This is a genomic window from Vibrio sp. SCSIO 43132, from assembly GCF_019904195.1.
Lineage (GTDB): Bacteria > Pseudomonadota > Gammaproteobacteria > Enterobacterales > Vibrionaceae > Vibrio > Vibrio nigripulchritudo.
This window is the reverse complement of the sequence record NZ_CP063200.1, coordinates 2,044,971-2,063,812: the sequence shown is the minus strand read 5'-3', so window position 1 is coordinate 2,063,812 and position 18,842 is coordinate 2,044,971. Positions and strand designations below refer to the sequence as shown.

The window sequence follows — 18,842 nt, the reverse complement described above, 5'->3', positions numbered from 1 at the left end:
CTTTGTTAATGCTTGTTCTGTGATTTTTATTCGAGTTATTTTTTGAAGAAAAAATACTGTCTCAATAAGAAGACTGAGTTATTTTAGAAACAATAATTCGAATAAAAATTCAAAATTAATGAAGAAGAATAATGAATGAAGTTAAATTTTTAATGAGAAATATCGATTTTTATTATTAACGTGAATATTTATTTACAGGCAAAGATACCGTACAGGATAAATATTAATAATCGACCAATACTGTTATTAATTGGAGTGTAATACTGTATTTTTCTGTATCAGATAATATTATTTTTGAACGCGATTCAGAATATTAGGCGACAAGGCAAACAGCTCATTTTCTAGAGATGCCAGACCAAGTTGTTAAAGCCCAGGTTATGACCCAAGCAGAATGCTAGATTTTCGCGTACGGGATATACCTTATTTGAGGCAGGGCAGTAGTGGCTGCTGTACTTTTCGAAGTGTGCGATAAGGAATCTCTCTAACTAAAACCTATTCGTTACCAAGTTCTTCACCATTTTCATGAATTTTCCTGATTAACTTAGCAGGCGTTCCGCCATACAGTGAATCTGGCGGAACATCGCTATTAACTACTGAATTGGCTGCAATCACAGATCTTGCACCTATGGTGACACCTTGGTTGATCACAACATTACCGCCAACCCACACATCGTCCTCAATGTTTATAGGAGCACAGGAAGTTTCCCAGTTCCGACGTGCAAGGTAATTCAGCTCGTGGCTAGCACAGTAAAGCTGGGTATTCGGACCAATCAACACATTATTGCCAATGGTAATTTTCGCGCCGTCCAGCATAGTCACGTTCATGTTGATGAAGGTCTTTTCGCCAATTGAGATGGTCTTACCAAATTCACAATAGAAGGGAGAGCGGATCAAGCTAGAATCTGGAATGCTACCCATAAGCTGTCGAAATAATTCACTGCGTTGATCGCCATCGGTACTTTGGTTAATGGCTTGCAACAAGCTAGACGCATTCTGACGGATACGGTCAACACTGTCTGCGCTACCATCAAAATCTTTCCCTGCGAGCATCTTTTCAAATTCAGTCATCTTGCCCCTCAACTCGTTATCTATCGGTTTACTGCGGTAACATTGTATCACTGGTGGAGCTATCTATTCATTGGTTCGCCAGTAGAGGGAAACCATCCAATGTTCGAATTCCGTTTAGAAAACTATCCAGACTTTTTAAATACTCGAATGCTACTTTATTCGACTATTACAATGACGTTTGTGAAAACAAGAATATCAATATAAATCGATATTTAATTTTTTAATTTAAGTTTTATTAAGGATTATTTAACTTCAACTCCTAACTATTAATTGTTGAATGAAATACTCATTGTAAATATTTTATTTTATGAGTCTCAGCACATAATTAATAACTGCTTATCTCTGATTTACATAAACCCCTGTACGATTGTAGTTCGTGAATGTAGCAATAAACCCATTTTATAACAGTATGTTAAGTTAAGTTTGCGTGCTGGTTAATTGTCTTTCTTCGTTGAGTGTTCACCTCATAGTTACAAGTGCTGAATGGGTAATATTGCGCTGTTTCAAAAGATTTTTATTTGAATTTATGGACAATTAAATATGAAGACAAGGTTTTACGAAATAGATTTGCTCAGGTTTTTGTCAGCAATTTTTGTTGTGATTTTTCATTATACCTATTCTGCACATATGGCAGGACATGCTCCTGTTATTGATCTAGAAAATACTCGTATTTGGAGCCGATACGCCTATATGGGTATCAATTTCTTTTTTGTCATAAGTGGCTTCGTTATTTTTATGAGCGTAGAAGGGGGCAGCGCTCGCAAGTTTGTTGCATCTCGTTTTTCCCGTCTGTTTCCTGCCTACTGGTTCGCATTGACCGTGACCAGCATTATTACCGTCTATTTTGGCGCTCCCAAATTCACGGTTGACGGTGCACAGTTCCTTGCCAATTTAACCATGGTGAATTACTGGTTTGGGCATATGCCTGTCGATGGGGCATATTGGACTCTGTTTCTTGAAGTGAAATTTTACTTACTCGTCTTTGGTATGCTGCTTTTTAGAATGATGAAGTATTTTCTGCATGTTATTGCCATAGTACTCATTGTATCAACGGCCACTCTATTCCACCCATGGGCTAAAGAAATGAACATGTGGGTGTCTATTTTTCCTCACTGGAGCGGGTATTTTGCCGCCGGAGGCGTGTTCTACTTTATTCGTCGTGATGGTATTCGCCGTGATGGCGCGTCTGCCTTTAAAATGCTTCTGCTGGCACTGTCGTTCGTTTATATGGTTAAGCAATCGACATTGTTTGGTGAGTTAATGTCTGGATGGTTCTCTATCACTTTCAACACCACGGTCATTGCCACTCTCAACATCGCCTTCTTTATGCTGTTCTGCGTTACCGCCTTCTGTAAAGAAAACATACTCAGACAAAAGTGGCTGTACTACCTTGGCGTGCTGACTTACCCGATTTACCTGGTACACCAAAACATCGGCTATATCATCTTCAATCACTTTGGTGATTCCGTTGATTCCGTTGTTTTAGTCACTTCGACCATTGCTCTCATGTTGGTGGCAGCCTATGTCATTCATACACAAGTAGAACGCAGGCTGGCTCCGATATTTAAAATGGCAATGCTAAGGCTTTTGCGCATTCCAGATGAAGGGAAAAGCCGAAAAGCGGCTGGACATTGTAGTAAGGGGAGAACTGGTTTGATTTGAGCTGGATGGGAGTATTTGGTAATAAGCCACTAGTTAGTAGCTTATTATCTGTGATATTTGTTGCTACTTGCTATACCTAGCGAGCTTTCCTCAGAAACTAACATGCTATCAATGTTTGCGACTGAAGCTTTCTCGCGGGTAGGATCTGTAACATGTTTTTGCCCCATTCTACGTTTGACCTTTGACTCATTCATATCTTGTTAGTCAGAGTTTTCCCTACTCAAACTTATCTTATTGAGTTTAAAGTCAAGAGTTCCTGTTGTTAGGCCTGTATTTTACAGTCTAACATCTTTCTTTATGCTTTAACCTATTGATTTCCAGTTGAACTAATATGAGCGGGAGTGCATAGTGTGAGAAGCAAAAGATGACAATTATCGTGAAACTAGCGTCATGTATCTCATGTATTCAATAAGTAACAAATAAGGGCAAATATGAAAATAATATCTGTAATTAATTACAAAGGTGGTGTTGGGAAAACAACCGTAACTGCCAATATTGCGGCTGAGTTAGCAAGAAGAAACAAAAAAGTCTTACTTTTAGATATGGATGCACAAGCGAGTTTAACGTTTTCATTCATCACTCCAGACTATTGGAATCAGTCTTTAAAAGACACACATACGATCAAAAATTACTTTGATGATATCAGCCAAGGATTTGCTCCTCCACCGTTGTGTAACTTTGTAATTAGACCTACAGCCATTAACAGTCATTTGCAAAATATTGGTTCTAGTGGTTTTGTTGATTTAATATCTTCTCATTTAGGGTTAATCAATGTCGATTTAGAATTAGCAACATTGTTAGGTGGTGCTAATATGAATCAAGCTAAACTTAACTATATTAAAGTTCATGGCAAGTTAAGAGACTCAATAATCGAATATGCTTCTGGTAATTATGATGTTGTTCTAATTGATTGTCCTCCTAACTTTAATATTGTAACTAAAAATGCCCTTATCGCCTCAGACCAAATTTTAATACCTGCGAAACCTGATTATCTATCGACACTTGGGATCGATTATCTGCATAGAAGTGTCAATCAGTTGATAACTGAGTTTAATGAATTCGTAAGCATAGATCCTGCCATAAGACCATCAAACCCGCATATGCTTGGGGTTGTATTTACTATGATCCAAATCTATAGCGGCAATCCAATAGGTTCTCAACAGCAATTCATCTCTCAAACACAACGTCTAGGAGTTCCAACGTTTGGGACTTACTTTAGAGAGAATAAATCTATTTTTGCTTCTGCCCCACAAGATGGCATACCTGTTACACTTCATGCATACAATAGTGGTACATACTCAGATGTTGTGATGGAAATTAATGCTTTTGTTGACGAGTTTCAGGCGGTGGCAGGTGTATAGATGAGTAAGAAAGTTATTTCAGAATTTTTGCAGAAATTGATTGAACAGTTAGAAACTCTTACTGATTCTGACTTAAAAAAGCTAGAAACAGGGGAATATACTCTTAGTCTTAAGGTTGCTAAAGTCAGTAAGACAAATTCAGTGAAGTGTGAAAAAAAGGATACCAACTACTCAGAAGTGGAAGAAAAGTTGAGTGCTTGTGTCTCCCGAGAACTAGGTTTAGAAATTCTCAATAACTATTTTGCCAATAAACGAGAGCTTGAGATGTTTGCTAAATATGTCAATGTCTACGTTATGAAGCAGGATAAAGTCGATAAGGTTAAAGAAAAAATCATTGAGGGGACTGTTGGTGCTACCTTAAGATCTAGTGCAATACAAGAGAGCGACACACAACAAACAGTCAAGGATTAAAGTTACTTTTCCTTATCCAAATGAATTAAGTTAGAGCAAGTGATCTAGCTTAATTCTGTCCAAAAACACGCTAGAAAACCTCATACAACTTCCCGCCATTCAAAAAATCCCCTCCCTCCTACTCTTAACGTAAAACCATCCACTAATCACAACAAACCAAAATGCGAAGTAGTAACAGAATGAAGAGAGGGACGCTAAGAAATCGAGGTGTTGTTCAATCTCTTGCTCCGTGTAGCTCTGGGATACGAGTTTGTAATAGTAGGCGTAAAGAATGCCTATTGATCCGTACCCAAGGTTGAACATCAATCCCTTAAAACTCAAGACGGTGGCTCGGTTGTGCGATTCGGTCTTTTTATTAAGGTGGTAGCTTATGAAGATGTTCATCGTCATATTAATGAAAATCAGCACCAGAACGGGTATTACTCCGTAAATCGACCACCCTAGGCTTATTAAATAGTAAGTAATGGCAGTGGCGATCCCCATCACTAATAGAAAAGTTCTGGGTGTCATGCTTTCTGCTAATCGTCGGCTTTGCCCTGCCAGCAGAATCTGCAACATACTTATTCCAGCACCGATAAATCCGAAGTAGATAATCGGGATATCGATGGCGCGATAATACTGGCTGTTCATGGTTAAGAACATCCGTGATATGTGCTCGAACAAGCTGTAATAGAGCAATATAAACAGCACATAAGGAGTGGCAATGACCCACTTTCCTGTATCGAGTGTCAGCTTAAAGCTGGCGACGGTGGTTTCCCATTTGCTGCTGTGGGTTGGCAAAGCGTGATTGTCTTCTTCCATGTTTATCGCAGCATAAATGGCGATGATCGCAACAAATAAGGTGGCAAAGACCGGAATACGCATGATGTCCTGAGTATTCTCTGGCGGAGCGAATCCAAGAAATTGATAGACGCTTGCCATAAAATTCACATCGTACATGGCGGCACCCAGCAAAGTAACAAAAATGCCGATCCCAGAAGAAAGGCGAAGCTGGATTTGCAGCACCTGCGGCCACACTTCTTCTTTGCCTTGGGCTTTTAAGGTGTCGTAAGCCAGTGCTTCATCCGCACCACTCGCCAGAGACATGGCTAATCCACTCAATACCCGGTTGATCATAAATACAACGAAAACCAGTGTGGGGTTGCCCGTAGGCACAAGGGCGATCATGGCGATTTCAATGAACATCACCACCGAAGACAAAACGACCAGTTTTTTACGCCCCAAGGTGTCGGCAAACGCGCCCGATGGGACTTCAGAAATCACAATGGTTGCCGCCCAAATCACGTTGAGTATGGCGAATTGAGAAAGGGTTAAGCCGTAATCCAGATAGAGCAGGGTGAAAACAGGGTAGTAAAAGCGCGCAAAGTAACTGCTTCGAAACACTAGGTAGTTACGCACATTGCGGATTTGCAGGATTTCTTTGAGTGTCATGAAGTTTTCAGTACTTTGAACAACATACCATTAGATATATACCCTTTTAAATTGAAGGTAAAAGCCTCTATGGGTGAAATCATGGGGCTGTTGCAAAATCCATCACTTAGTTAAGTGAGAAAATCAGCTTTAACGTTCCAAAGTCCAAATAAACAAAAGCCCCTGACGGGGCTTTTTCATGGGCGCTAACCCAAGACAGTGAATAAAAAGATCCCTTGCAAAAGGATATGGACAGAGGGAGAGATTCCCAGTGCAAGGGAGGGGAAACTTACAGTTTGTCTGCGCTTACAGTTTTGATTTCAGGCCAGTTGCCATCAGCCGTTTGCACAAAGCCTTTTACATCTTCTAACCAGCGCTTCTGAACAGACTTATCCAAGTTCAGGTAAAGCTTGCCAGCTTCTACTTTCCACGCCAGTGGGTCGGTATCAAACTTCTTACCCATTGCTACACCAAATGCGCAGTAGCCGCCGTATTGTGGTGCGTATGCCGCTGGGTCTGCACGGAATGCATCACGGTTTGCCGCAGTAGAGAAATGGTAAATCGCGTTTTTGTAGGTTGCAGAAAACTCAGGGTTACCTTTCGTTGGCTCTGCTGCGTTGAAATACGCTACCGGGTCGTAACCCTGAATGGCCAGGTCATTGGCATCTGCACTTACATCGATGTCGGCAGCCATCACAGAGAAAGGAAGCATTGCGATACCGCCTAAACTAATAAGGCGCTTAAGAGATTTGTTTGAAACAGACATAGGAAAACTCCTTTTTATTATCTTCTTAATGTCAGGTTTCCGTAATATCTGCGGCTTGCCCTGACCGTGTGTGAAGTAATTTAAGGCAGATGTCCGGTCTATTTGGGTACATAAGTGCGTAAAAGTGTGCCAATAGTACGGAGGAAATATGGATGCACTTTCGAAATTAATTCAGCAACTCTCTATGCGATCAGAAGTTTTCTACTCTGGTCAGCTTTGCGGTGTGTCTTCATTCAGCGAACCGCACCGCAATCAGGGGCATTTGCACATTTTGCGTGGTGGGCATTTGAGGCTACGAGACCATAAAGGGCGGGAGCTGGAAATCACCGAGCCATCGCTGGTGTACTTTCCTTTAACGGTGCCGCATGTGATTGAAGGGCTTTCCGATGGCGCTCATCTGGTCTGTTCTACCATTGAATACAGCGAGGGAAAATGGGAGCTGCTTTTTTCTGCCTTGCCCGATCGCATCGTGATCCCGTTCAAGACCATGCCGTCGCTTTCTCCAATCATGGAGGCACTGTTTTTAGAGGCAGCGAACGCGGATTTAGGGCAACAGGTGATCTTAGATAAGCTGAGCGACGTCATGATGATCATGCTGTTTCGTCACATAGTTGAACAAAACTTGATGAAAGAAGGGGTGTTGGCCGGTTTGTCTCACCCACGGCTCGCGGATGCGCTTAATATGATCCATCAGCTTCCATATCATCCATACTCGTTAGAAGATCTGGCGGAAAAGTGCGCCATGTCTCGGACCGTGTTTATCGAAACGTTTAAAAAGGTTGTTGGGATGACCCCAGGGAACTACATCGCTCATTGGCGGATCGGGGTTGCGCAGTCTCTGATATTGCAGGGTAAGCCGATGCATTGGGTGCTGGATCAGGTTGGATACGAGAGCTACTCAGGTTTTACTAAGGTATTTAGGAAAATCACCGGCTTGTCACCACGGAACTGGATTGCTTCCAAGGAAGAAACAGGAAGAGGAGAATTATGAGCGGAATCATTGTATTCGGAAGTGTAAACGCCGATCACGTTATGCAAGTGCCTGAATTTCCTCGTCCGGGTGAAACCATAACCGGAAGAAATTACCGAATTGTCGCCGGTGGAAAAGGGGCGAATCAGGCCGTTGCGTGCGCGCGGTTAGGCGCAGATATCCGCTTTATTGCTTGTGTAGGTGATGATCCTTTTGGGCTTGGCATTCGCAAGCAATTTGAATCGGACGGCATCGATGTGACTGGTGTGAAAGTGGAGCCCGATTGCCCGACAGGTATCGCCATGATTCAGGTGACCGATTCTGGTCAAAACAGCATCTGCATTTCGGCAGAGGCGAATGGTTACCTGACCGCTCCTGTGGTTTCAACCTTTACCGACACCCTTCAAAGTGGCGACTACTTGCTCCTTCAGCTAGAAACACCGTTGGATGGCATTGAACACGCGGTGGACATTGCCCATCAATCCGGTTGTAAAGTGGTGTTAAACCCCGCGCCCGCTCGCGAGTTGCCCGATGATCTGCTTGCCAAGGTTACGATGATCACCCCAAATGAAACAGAAGCAGAAATCCTCACGGGTGTTGAAGTGACGGACGACAAGTCTGCTTCTAAGGCATCCCAAATTCTTCATAAAAAGGGCGTGGAAACCGTTCTGATCACCTTGGGCGAGAAAGGCGTCTGGGTCAGCCAGTCTGGTGTTGGGTATCTGGTTCCCGGCTTTGTGGTTGAAGCGGTGGATACCACAGCAGCCGGAGATACGTTTAACGGTGCGTTGCTTGTTGGGATGTGCCGTGGAAGTACGTTAGAAGGCGCGATTGTGTTTGCACATGCGGCGGCGGCGATGTCGGTGACTCGTTTCGGGGCTCAGACTTCCATTCCTTACATAGGTGAAGTGGAAGCCTTTTTAAGAAATCAGGGGCAAATGGATTAGCGAGCGCTGATCACTAACAAACAAGCAGTTCGACTTCGTGCTGCTTGATCACTTCTACCAGCTCGGCGGCGGGCATTTCATCTGTAAACAATGAATCTACCTGAGAAATGTGCCCAAGGTTGACCATAGCACCGCGATTGAATTTACTGCTGTCTGCGGCCAGTAATGTCTGGCGGGAACTGGCGATAATCGCCTGCGCAATCTTCACTTCCGAATAGTCAAAGTCCAGCAAGCTGCCGTCAGAGTCGATGCCTGAAATCCCGATGATGCCAAAATCCATTCTGAACTGTTCAATAAACTCGCGGGTCGCTTCGCCAATAATGCCGCCATCTTTGTTGCGGATCTGCCCGCCAGCAATGATCACCGTGAAGTCTTCTTTCGCCATTAAAATACTGGCGACGTTGATGTTGTTGGTGACCACTTTAAGGTCTTTGTGATTGAGAAGGGCAGTAGCGACTGCTTCGGTAGTGGTGCCGATGTCGATGAAAAGCGAGGAGCCGTTTGGAATCTTCTTGACCAGCTCTGCGGCGATACGGGCTTTTTCTTCCTGATGGCTGACTTTCCGGGTGGAATAGGCTTCGTTTTCGGTGCTGGAGTAGAGAGAGGCACCGCCATGGTGTCGGCTGATCAGCCCCTGTTTTGCCAGTTCGTTCAGGTCGCGACGAATGGTTTGTGGGCTTACGTTGAACGTCTCAACAAAGGCTTCGGTGGAGAGGAATCCTTGCTCATCCAGCAAAGCGAGTATTTCATGATGACGTTGGGTTTGTTTCACAGCTAACTCCGGCTTCTATTGTCCGGCAGATAGCCTAACACAGATTCGCATTCGCCCAATCAGATCAGCGTCTTCTTATAAAAGATTTTGTCGGTTCCGTCTTTCGGGTAGCCCTGATAGCGTCCTACTTCCTGATATTCGTGTTTTTGGTAGAACTCGGGTGCCTGAAAATTGTAGGTATCGAGAAAAATCTTTTTAACCAGCATTTTTCTGGCTTCTCTTTCTGCGGTTTTAAGCAGTTTGGTGCCAATGCCTTTACGACGGTAATTGGCATCAATCCAGATGCGATGAATATGAAGGGAATCATAAAACAGATGGGCAGCAATGCCACCTACCACACGGTGTTGGTGATCGCGAATAAACAGCGCGAGAACTTTCTCGTCTAAGTCGGGGAAATACGGCTCGTTGAATTCACGCAAAGCTTGGTAGATGGACTCTAAATCCTGCTTATCGGGGTGGTACGTTACCTCAATGATCATGCTACCTACTTAGGTCTATCAGGTTGATTTATCGAAAGTATATACCCTTATTCTTTTCTATGCATTTTCAAATCTTAAATTTAAACGGGCTCTCATAATTATGAGAATCAGACCATCATCTGCCGAGCGTTACGCCATCGCCTTGCCCGCTTTGTGGGCTCGTTGAATGGCATCGACAACAATCTCATGAGTGATTTTAACTGGCTCATTGTACGCAATGCTGCCTGCTTCGCAGGTTTTGGTGGCGATGATATCGATGGCATGAGTGTCGGTCGGCTTAATGCCTAAATCATCCAAATTGCAGGGCAGATCTATTGCCTGAAACAGCCGGATGACTTTTTCGAGTTCTGACTGAGGTTTATCGTTGAGAATCATAGACACTACCACACCGAAAGCGACTTTTTCACCGTGCATTAAATGATGAACGCGCTCGTAGCTGGCGGGCAGTTCTGTTAAACCGTGATGAACAGCGTGTGCAGATGCGACTCCCACCGATTCGAACCCTATGCCCGACAGCAGAATGTTGGCTTCCAGCACCTTTTCAAATGCAGGAGAAAGCCGTTTGTTGTGGCAATCTTCCACAGCCTGTACGGCGTTTTCGAATAAAGTGTCACGACAGAGCTGTGCCACCATGGTGGAGAGCTGAGTCGCAAACCCACCACAAAAATTCCCCGTGCCTGAATTCAGGCACGATTCCGCTTCGTACCAGGTTGCCATGGCGTCGCCAATGCCAGCCGCAAAAGTTCGGGCTGGCGCTCCGATGACGATAGCGCTGTCCACCAAAACCAGATTGGGTGGGCGTTTCACAAACAGATCTTTAACGAAAGCGCCTTCTTCAGAATAAATCACCGCCAGAGAGGAGCAGGGCGCATCACTTGCAGCGACCGTTGGTACGCTGACAAAAGGAATGATTCTGCCCAGTTTGTCCGACAGCATGTCGGCACTCGCCCGACATAAATCGATCACCTTGCCACCGCCCATTCCGACAATGCAGTCTGCGTTGTGCGATTGCAGATCCGCCAGCGTCTTTTCAATTTTTTTCGTGGTGCATTCGGCTTCGACAGAAAACACCGACACATGGCTGGGAATCGGTTGCAATGCGTCAATCACTGCCGAGTAGGCATTTTGGTCGATGTAGATAACAGGGTGTTTCCCAAGCTTATCAAGCTCGGGAATAAGCTGCACCATCGCTCCAGAACCCTGCACATAGCGGGAAGGAAAGTTGGTGGTGAGCAGAGTCGGGGATGTCATGGTTTAACCTTTTGATAATGCCTTGAGAAGTTCATCGCCGTTGAGCGCCACAGGCAGTTCGGAAGGAAAGCGATCCCGAAGCTCAGGAAGCGGCACACCGATCACTTCCATGCCTGCGAGCATACCCGCTTTGGCTCCTAATGGGCTGTCTTCAATCACGGCCAGCTTTTCTGGTTCAATATCCAGCAGATATGCCGCTCTCAGGTAGCCCTCAGGGGAGGGTTTACCGTTCTTCACATCATTTCTGGCGACCACGATCATTCCGGGGATTTCAATCTCTAACGCTGCCAGCGCTGCATTAACCAGAATGCGGTCTGAATTGGTCACCACGGCCTGAGGGACACCCGCCTTTCGAAAAGCTCGGAATAAATCACAGCCATACAACGGTGTGATTTCGTCGCTATGCTGGCAAAAATACTGGTAGTTCGCGTTGCGATAATCATCAAAGGAAACAGACAAATCGTACTTGTCACGGAAGTACTCAAAGGTTTTGATGCCTTCGGTGCCGAGCACATTGAGCAGATCTTCGTGTGTCGGGTCCACACCCTGCTTGTTGAGTGTGGTGCGAATGGCTCTTTCATGGATGGGTTCGCTATCGGCGATAGTGCCATCCATGTCCCAAAGTACGCCTTCAAATTTCAGTGTCGATTTGTCAATGTCTCGCATTCTGATTCCCTATTTTGGGCTACCAGCAAGTGTAGCCGCCGTCTGTTTTTAAAATGGTGCCCGTCAGCAGGCTGGATGCCTGACTGCTCAGAAAAAGCACGGCAGAAGCGACTTCTTCGGGTTTCCCCAATCGCTTCATGGGTGTGTTGTCTACCCATTGCCGATACATCTCTTTGTCTTGTGTCACGTAACGGTTCATTTCGGTGTCGATGTAGGTGGGCGCAACGGCGTTAACACGAACGCCACGCTCTGCCCACTCGGCAGCCAGCGATTTGGTGAGCTGATGCACTGCCGCTTTCGAAGCGTTGTACTGAGCCTGCTCCTGCGGTCGGTTGACGATGTAACCCGACATGGAGCCCATATTGACGATGACCCCTTCACCTCGTGTCAGCATTTGCGCGCCAAACGCTCGGCAGCAGTAAAATACCCCATCGAGATTGACCTGAAGCACCTTGCGCCAGACCTCATCCGTCATGGATTCAGCGGGATGATTACTGATCGCAATCCCCGCGTTGTTGACCAGAATGTCTACCGAGGTTCCGTTGTTGGCAAGCGTTTCCGCCGCGTTGTTCACTGCCTCGGAATCGCTGACATCCAGAACCAGTGTCTGAATGGTGGTGCCTTTTCCCTGCGCCAGATCGTTCAGCGCCGACTGCGCTTTTTCTAGCGTTTGCGAATTAATGTCTGTGATGATGATGCTTGCTCCGGCATCGAGCAGCGCATGACAAATCTCAAACCCAATTCCCTGTGCACCGCCTGTAATCAGCGCGGTTTTTCCCGTTAACATAAATTTTTCAAGGTACATGTGACTTTTCCTATTCTAACCGCTGCTTTTTGCACGTAGATGTGTTCCGTATTGCAAAAGCATGGCAATCACAATAATAAGACCCATAAAGACCTGTTGGTGGTAACCCGGCACCTTGGCAAGGTTCATCAAGTTAGCAATCACTCCCAGAATCAAACAGCCGATCAGCGTGTTTAACGCCGTTCCCCGACCGCCCATCAAACTGGCTCCGCCTATCACAACGGCGGCGATGGCATCCAGTTCAGCGGCAACGCCTATGGTGGCAGAACCCACGCCTGTCCGGCTGGTGGAAATGATGCCAGCAAGGGCGGCTAACCCGCCTGAAATTACGTACACCGAGACGACGTAGCGGTTGACGCGAATACCGGAAAGGCGCACCGCTTCGCTGTTGGAACCTATTGCCGTCACTAAGCGACCAAATCGGGTGTAAGTTAAAATGCCCCCGGCGATCAAAAATAGGGTGAGCATTAAAATCACGGGTAAAGGCACACCAAACAGGTAACCGGAACCAAACTGAGTCAGCAACTGACCGGGTTCGCCCATCACGATAGGTTGCCCCTCCGAGAAAATAAGCGCCAGACCGCGAACAATGGTCATCATCGCAAGGGTGGTCACAAACGGTGGAAGCTTAAGATGGGCAATTAACACACCAGAAACCAGACCACAGGTTGCGCCAATAAGCACGGTGACGACAACAGAAGTGCCCGGAGCCATATGTTCGACAAACATGGCAGACAGAACGCTGCCTAGTGCCGCAATCGAACCCACAGAGAGGTCGATACCTCGGGTTAAAATGACGAAAAGCATGCCTATCGACAGTAACCCAATGCCCGCAATCTGGCGCAGCACGTTCATGATGTTGCGCTCGGTTAAGAATACATCCGACTGGCTGCTGGCAAAGATCAGCAGCAGTACCAGTATCATGGGGGTTCCCCATTTCTGGAGGTGGTGTTGGATTTTTAACGCGGTTTCAACCATATCCATTTCCTTATCTTTTTTATTTCTGCCTTAGCATTCTGGAATTAGCTGGCAGCCTGATCCGTGGCAATCATTGCTAATCGAAGTAAATTGACTTCCTGATAATCGTCAGGGGTAAGTTCGCCGGTGATTTCGCCTTCTCTCATCACCAGAATTCGGTCACACAAACCAAACAGTTCCTGATGTTCAGAAGAGATCACAATCACCGCGACACCTAAGGTCGCGAGGTAGCGGATCAGGGTATAGATTTCGACTTTGGCGCCTACATCGACACCGCGTGTGGGTTCGTCCAGAATTAAGACTTTGCATTGGGCGTGAATCCATTTCGCCAACACTACTTTCTGCTGGTTGCCACCCGACAGACTGGAAACCGGATCGCTGCTTTGGTGGTATTTCACGGTCAGCTTCTTCGATAAATCGGTGACGATTCTGGCTTCTCTGGCTGGATGAATCAGGTCACCTGCGATCAGAACGTCTCTGAGGTTTGCCATGGTGATGTTGTGGGCGATGGAAAATTCGAGCACGGTCCCCTGCGCTTTGCGATCTTCAGGAACCAGACCGATACCGTGCTTCACCGCGTGATAGGGGGAGTGAATGGATACGGTTTTCCCTTCGATTTTGATGGTGCCGGCGCTGGCTTTGTCTGCACCAAACAAAAGGCGCATGGCTTCGGTCCGACCCGCCCCCACCAGACCACCCAGCCCGAGGATTTCACCTGCACGAACGTCCATATTAAAGGGGGACAAGCGTTTGCCGTCCGACAGGTTTTCTATCGACAACACGGTATCTCCCAGAGCATGATCAGTTTTCTCACCAAACAGATCTTTCAAGGGTCTGCCGACCATCAGTGGGATCAGGTCATCGACGGTAAGCGATTCCGGTGTGGTGTTATCCAGCGTTTCAATGGACTGTCCGTCTTTGAGCACCGTGATGCGGTCTGCGATTTGCAACACTTCATCCAGACGGTGTGAAATGTAAACAATGGCGACGCCGGTTTTTCTCAGATCGTCGATGATGGTCAGTAAGCGTTGCGCATCGCCCTCGGACAGCACGGCGGTTGGTTCATCAAACACAATGATCTTCGCGTGAGTCGAAAGGGCTTTGGCTATCTCGACAATCTGCTGGTGGGCGACGGGTAATTCACCGACGGGGAGGGACGGATCCAGCTTAAACCCAAGCTTGCGGATCAGTTCCGACGCGCGGCTTTGCAACGCTTTTCGGTTCACCAGACCGGGCAGTTCTTTCAGGAAAATATTTTCAGCAATTGATAAGTCTGGTGCCAACACCATTTCCTGATGGATAACCGCAATACCGGATCTGAACGCGTCTTTGGGGGAGCGGAAGACGGTTTCTTTTCCCTTAATACGGAGCTGACCTTTGGTGGGTTTGTATTCACCGCCGATCACCTTCATCAGGGTGGATTTCCCTGCGCCGTTTTCCCCGATCAGGGCGTGCACTTCTCCCTTTTTCAGGGAGAAGTTAACACCTTGCAGGGCTTTGACACCGCCAAAGTAGCGGTGCAAGTCCTTCACTTTTATCAGTGGGTGTTCATTTGCCATAACTGCCTCAGAACACCGCGTCGTCACGTAGGAAGTCGTCGACGTTATCCTGAGTAATGACCGCAGGCTTGGTGTAAGTGAGTTTGCCTGTTGTGGCTGGCAGTGTTCCGTCGATGGCTTGCTTGGCAAGATCCACCGCTGTGGACGCAACAAGGGCAGGGTCATTCAGACCAGTAGCTCCGTAACCGCCGCTTTTGATCAGCCTGAGTGCTTCTTTCTGACCATCGGCTGCCGCAACCAGTAACACGTTGCCTTTCAGCTTGGCGGCTTCAACGGCTTTCTTCGCTCCCAATACCATGGAGTCATTTTCACCCAGCACGATGTTCACATTGGGGTTGGCGACAAGGATGTCTTCCATCGCTTTCAATCCGCCTTCACTGTTCCAGCCCCCCCAGCCCTGAGCGACGATTTCAATACTGGTTTCACCTTCGTTTTTAAGCTGACCTTCAATGATTCCAGCAATCACACCTAAGCGACGTTCTTTGCCTACTTCGTTACCTTTTTCACCAGACAACAGCGCGACTTTCAGATCTTTGCCTTTCATCTCTTTGGCGATCCAGCCACCCACCAACTGCCCGTTCTGGGAGTTAGAAGACTGAACCAGAGTGATGAAGTTAGCACTTGGGTTCAGGGTGGAATCAATCACAATCACCTTCACACCTTCTGCACTGGCGGCATTAACGGCGGGCACCAGTGCTTCGCTGTCTCGAGGGTTAATGATCAATGCCTGAATGCCTTGCGACACCATGTCTTCTACATCGGCGATCTGCTTCACCAGATTGTTTTGGGCATCGGTAGACAGTACTTCACACCCAAGGCTTTCGGCGTGTTTTTTGGCAGACACTTCTTGTGCAGCAAAGTAAGGCGCACTTAGTGTCTTCATTGAAATGCCAATTTTGCATTTGGCAGCGTAGCTCAGTGGGCTGGCAGCCAAGCAGGCTGTGACGATAGCTAGTTTTACTAATTTGCTCATGGGTCAATCCTTTTCTTAATTAAAAGTACCGAATAATTCGGTTTTCCTGCTCTTTTTGCTTTTTTCTCGCCATTAAATGTAGTTTTAGAACATTGAATGGCGAAAAAAATCCAAACCGATACACCTCATCGGTCTGGATAAATTCAGTCTTCTTCGAGTTGATCTAAAGCGGTGTAGAGACCGCTGGTGGCATCCTTTATCTGATTAAACACGGGATACATACGATCGTATCTGGCTTTCCAGCTCGGGTCTGGGGTGATCTCTTTTTCAATCTGCACCAGTTGCCTGGCGGCTTGAGATAGAGAATCAAATTGCCCCGTCGCGGTTGCGGCTATGGCGGCACAGCCGATCACGCCACATTCCGGTTCTTTAGGTACCAAAATGGGGGTGTTGTACATGCTGGCTTTGATTTTCAGCCACAATTCCGACTTGGCACCGCCGCTGGCTGCAATGATGCGCTCAACCTGACTATCGGCATGGCTCATCTGTTCGATATGACGTCGTACCGCGAATGCCACACCCTCCAGGACTGAACGGTGAAGATCCGCCAGACTGTGCCCGGAATTCAGACCAAAGAACTGCGCTCGGGAATTACGTGTCGCGCCAAGGCGTTCTCCGGTCAGGTAAGGTAAGAAGAACAATTGGCGGCTGCCCGCCGGTGATTGCTCTGCTTTTTGCGTGGCTTCCTGATAAGAAAGTGTGTTTTCGTTCATGGCGCGTTTTGCCCAGCGAACGGCGTCGCCTCCCGCATCCAGCAACGAGAATGCCCCCCAATGGTTACCGGGGATCAAAACGTTGCACACTTCTTCATGTCGAACAGGCTCTGAATTGGCAAGGGTGATGATCGAGGAAGTCCCTGTCACATCAGAACCTAAGCCCGGTTCGGTAATGCCTGAACCCACAAGCGTAACCGGAAAGTCGCCACCCGAAACCACCACAGGAGTGCCTTCAGTTAAGCCCGTATCTCGAGCCGCTTTGGCGGTGATGCTTCCCAATATATCGAGCGGATCGCGCAACGGAGGCAGCAGACGTTTGGGAATGCCTAACTGTTGAATCATGGTATCGGACCATGTTTTCGAATCCGCATCCATTAAGAAACTGGCGGATGCTTCTGTGGTATCAAATGCAATTTCACCCGTTAGTCGAAAATTAATAAAGTCTTTCGGCATCAGTACTTTCCAACTGTTTTCAAGCAATTGTGGTTCATGCTCTGAAAACCATTGGAGTTTGAAGCCCGGCCATGCCGGAGTCGGAGGATTGGCAGTATTTTTCAGACAGGAATCCAGCCCAAAGTCCTCTTGATAACGATTCACCAAATCAATGGTGCGTTTGTCGTTCCACAAAGGGACAAACTCACGGGTGGGTTCGCCCGATTCGTCAATCAGAACCGTGCCGTGCATCTGCCCGCAACAGGCGATGGCGCGAATGTCCTTAGATAAGCTGCCCAATTTGGCAAGCACACCGTGGATAGACTCACACGCGCCGTCCCACCAGTCCGAAGGGCGCTGTTCGCACCATCCATACCTTGGAACATGCTGTTCATGCTCGCGGTTGGCAAACGCCAGTATCTGACCACTTTTATCAACGGCGGCGGCTCTGACTGAGCCAGTACCGACATCGATGACCAAATAGATTGGGCTCGACATGGTTAATCCCCAATTCTCATTTCAGTTTGAATATCGAAATAGTGCGCTTTGGACATATCCACTTTGATTTTACTGAGCTGCCCAACACTGGCAGGGAAGTGGCTGTCAACTTGTGCGGTGAACGGTTCGCCTGCTAACTCGGAGATCAGCAAGGTGTGAGAACCGAGTGGCTCTATCGCTTTGGGTAAAACACCCACTACATTGCTGGTTTCCTCCAGTGCTTCCAGCGTGTGCTCCGGGCGAATACCAATGACGACCTTTTCGCCTCGGTATTTAACCAGGCTGGTCTGGTGGGGTGAGGCAATGTCTAGCGTTTCGCCGCTGTCTAAAGTAACGAAGGTTGCGTCTGCGCCCACCGTCACCGCAAGGAAATTCATGCTGGGTGTGCCGATGAATTCGGCCACAAATCGGTTTGCGGGCTTTTCATATATTTCGATGGGCGAGGCAAACTGCTCAATATGCCCGTTTTGCATCACGACCACTCGATCTGCCATGGTCATGGCTTCGACCTGATCATGGGTAACGTATACCGCTGTCGTGCCGAGTTTGCGTTGCAGCTGCTTGATTTCTGTGCGCATTTCTACGCGCAGCTTGGCATCCAGATTGGAAAGTGGTTCGTCAAATAGGAACAGATCTGGGTGACGGACAATGGCTCGCCCAATCGCAACACGCTGGCGCTGCCCGCCTGAGAGGTGACGAGGTTTTCTGTCCAGCAATGCATCAATCCCCAGCAGGGCACTGGTATCGGAAACACGTTTTTTGATGACGTCTGCCGGTTCTTTGCGCACCTTCATGCCATAGGCGATGTTGTCGTACACCGTCATATGCGGATAGAGCGCGTAATTCTGGAACACCATGGCGCAGTTGCGAGTGCCGGGTTGCTCGTAGGTGACATCGCGATCCGAGATGGCGATGTGCCCATCGGTGACGGTTTCCAGTCCTGCGATCATTCTCAAGGTAGTGGTTTTGCCGCATCCGGACGGACCCACAAGCACCACAAACTCACCTTGCTCAATATTGAGGTTGAGATCCGGGATAACGCTGATGTCATCATACGACTTTTTGATGTTGGTTAAGCTAACGTGTGTCACCGCATCGACTCCTTGTACATCCTTTGG

General features: G+C 47.2%; 18 protein-coding genes. 5 read left to right on the top strand and 13 right to left on the bottom strand.

Annotated elements, in window-relative coordinates; translation table 11 throughout:
* Nucleotides 1–492 precede the first annotated feature (492 nt).
* A complete protein-coding gene (locus INR79_RS27500; protein WP_045963471.1) occupies nucleotides 493–1,068 on the bottom strand; it encodes a sugar O-acetyltransferase in 576 nt (191 codons plus the stop codon).
* Between the two features lie 540 nt (nucleotides 1,069–1,608).
* On the opposite strand from INR79_RS27500, the gene INR79_RS27495 reads away from it, so the two are divergent.
* From INR79_RS27495 to INR79_RS27485, 3 genes are all read left to right on the top strand, one after another.
* Nucleotides 1,609–2,730: an acyltransferase family protein gene (locus tag INR79_RS27495; RefSeq protein ID WP_223098134.1), complete on the top strand. Its 1,122-nt coding sequence runs from the start codon at nucleotides 1,609–1,611 to the stop codon at nucleotides 2,728–2,730.
* 431 nt (nucleotides 2,731–3,161) lie between these two features.
* A complete protein-coding gene (locus tag INR79_RS27490; RefSeq protein ID WP_223098132.1) occupies nucleotides 3,162–4,091 on the top strand; it encodes a ParA family protein in 930 nt (309 codons plus the stop codon).
* Entirely contained in the window at nucleotides 4,092–4,502 is a 411-nt protein-coding gene (locus INR79_RS27485) for a hypothetical protein (RefSeq protein ID WP_223098130.1), read from the top strand.
* 99 nt (nucleotides 4,503–4,601) lie between these two features.
* Here INR79_RS27485 and INR79_RS27480 read toward each other — a convergent pair whose 3' ends face one another.
* Together INR79_RS27480 and INR79_RS27475 are read right to left on the bottom strand one after the other, a co-directional pair.
* Nucleotides 4,602–5,933 carry an MFS transporter gene (locus INR79_RS27480; RefSeq protein WP_223098128.1) on the bottom strand — a complete coding sequence of 444 codons (1,332 nt, stop codon included), beginning with the start codon at nucleotides 5,931–5,933 and terminating at the stop codon, nucleotides 4,602–4,604.
* Between the two features lie 268 nt (nucleotides 5,934–6,201).
* A complete protein-coding gene (locus INR79_RS27475; RefSeq protein WP_086027452.1) occupies nucleotides 6,202–6,624 on the bottom strand; it encodes a YHS domain-containing (seleno)protein in 423 nt (140 codons plus the stop codon).
* Nucleotides 6,625–6,826: 202 nt separating this feature from the next.
* Between INR79_RS27475 and INR79_RS27470 the strand changes: the two genes are divergently transcribed.
* Nucleotides 6,827–7,669, top strand: a complete 843-nt coding sequence (locus INR79_RS27470; RefSeq protein WP_022561941.1) for an AraC family transcriptional regulator — start codon at nucleotides 6,827–6,829, stop codon at nucleotides 7,667–7,669.
* The gene (gene rbsK, locus INR79_RS27465) at nucleotides 7,666–8,595 is read left to right on the top strand and encodes a ribokinase (RefSeq protein ID WP_223098126.1); all 930 of its coding nucleotides are present in this window, start codon (nucleotides 7,666–7,668) and stop codon (nucleotides 8,593–8,595) included. Before INR79_RS27470 ends, rbsK begins: the two co-directional genes overlap by 4 nt.
* Nucleotides 8,596–8,608: 13 nt before the next feature.
* Here rbsK and INR79_RS27460 read toward each other — a convergent pair whose 3' ends face one another.
* The 10 genes from INR79_RS27460 to INR79_RS27415 form a co-directional block, all read right to left on the bottom strand.
* Entirely contained in the window at nucleotides 8,609–9,367 is a 759-nt protein-coding gene (locus INR79_RS27460; protein WP_004406357.1) for a DeoR/GlpR family transcriptional regulator, read from the bottom strand.
* Between the two features lie 59 nt (nucleotides 9,368–9,426).
* Nucleotides 9,427–9,846 carry a GNAT family N-acetyltransferase gene (locus INR79_RS27455; protein ID WP_022561939.1) on the bottom strand — a complete coding sequence of 140 codons (420 nt, stop codon included), beginning with the start codon at nucleotides 9,844–9,846 and terminating at the stop codon, nucleotides 9,427–9,429.
* 129 nt (nucleotides 9,847–9,975) lie between these two features.
* Entirely contained in the window at nucleotides 9,976–11,097 is a 1,122-nt protein-coding gene (locus tag INR79_RS27450) for a glycerol dehydrogenase (RefSeq protein ID WP_223098123.1), read from the bottom strand.
* 3 nt (nucleotides 11,098–11,100) lie between these two features.
* On the bottom strand, nucleotides 11,101–11,763 hold the full coding sequence (locus INR79_RS27445) for an HAD family hydrolase (RefSeq protein ID WP_022561937.1): 663 nt from the start codon (nucleotides 11,761–11,763) through the stop codon (nucleotides 11,101–11,103).
* 19 nt (nucleotides 11,764–11,782) lie between these two features.
* Nucleotides 11,783–12,568: an SDR family NAD(P)-dependent oxidoreductase gene (locus INR79_RS27440; RefSeq protein ID WP_223098122.1), complete on the bottom strand. Its 786-nt coding sequence runs from the start codon at nucleotides 12,566–12,568 to the stop codon at nucleotides 11,783–11,785.
* A 15-nt stretch (nucleotides 12,569–12,583) separates the two neighbouring features.
* Nucleotides 12,584–13,552: an ABC transporter permease gene (locus INR79_RS27435; protein ID WP_022561935.1), complete on the bottom strand. Its 969-nt coding sequence runs from the start codon at nucleotides 13,550–13,552 to the stop codon at nucleotides 12,584–12,586.
* 38 nt (nucleotides 13,553–13,590) lie between these two features.
* Nucleotides 13,591–15,105 carry a sugar ABC transporter ATP-binding protein gene (locus INR79_RS27430; RefSeq protein WP_223098121.1) on the bottom strand — a complete coding sequence of 505 codons (1,515 nt, stop codon included), beginning with the start codon at nucleotides 15,103–15,105 and terminating at the stop codon, nucleotides 13,591–13,593.
* A gap of 7 nt (nucleotides 15,106–15,112) precedes the next feature.
* Nucleotides 15,113–16,078 carry a substrate-binding domain-containing protein gene (locus INR79_RS27425; protein WP_223098120.1) on the bottom strand — a complete coding sequence of 322 codons (966 nt, stop codon included), beginning with the start codon at nucleotides 16,076–16,078 and terminating at the stop codon, nucleotides 15,113–15,115.
* Between the two features lie 143 nt (nucleotides 16,079–16,221).
* The gene (locus INR79_RS27420) at nucleotides 16,222–17,724 is read right to left on the bottom strand and encodes a xylulokinase (protein ID WP_223098119.1); all 1,503 of its coding nucleotides are present in this window, start codon (nucleotides 17,722–17,724) and stop codon (nucleotides 16,222–16,224) included.
* A gap of 2 nt (nucleotides 17,725–17,726) precedes the next feature.
* A complete protein-coding gene (locus INR79_RS27415) occupies nucleotides 17,727–18,815 on the bottom strand; it encodes an ABC transporter ATP-binding protein (RefSeq protein WP_223098118.1) in 1,089 nt (362 codons plus the stop codon).
* Between the last annotated feature and the right edge of the window lie 27 nt (nucleotides 18,816–18,842).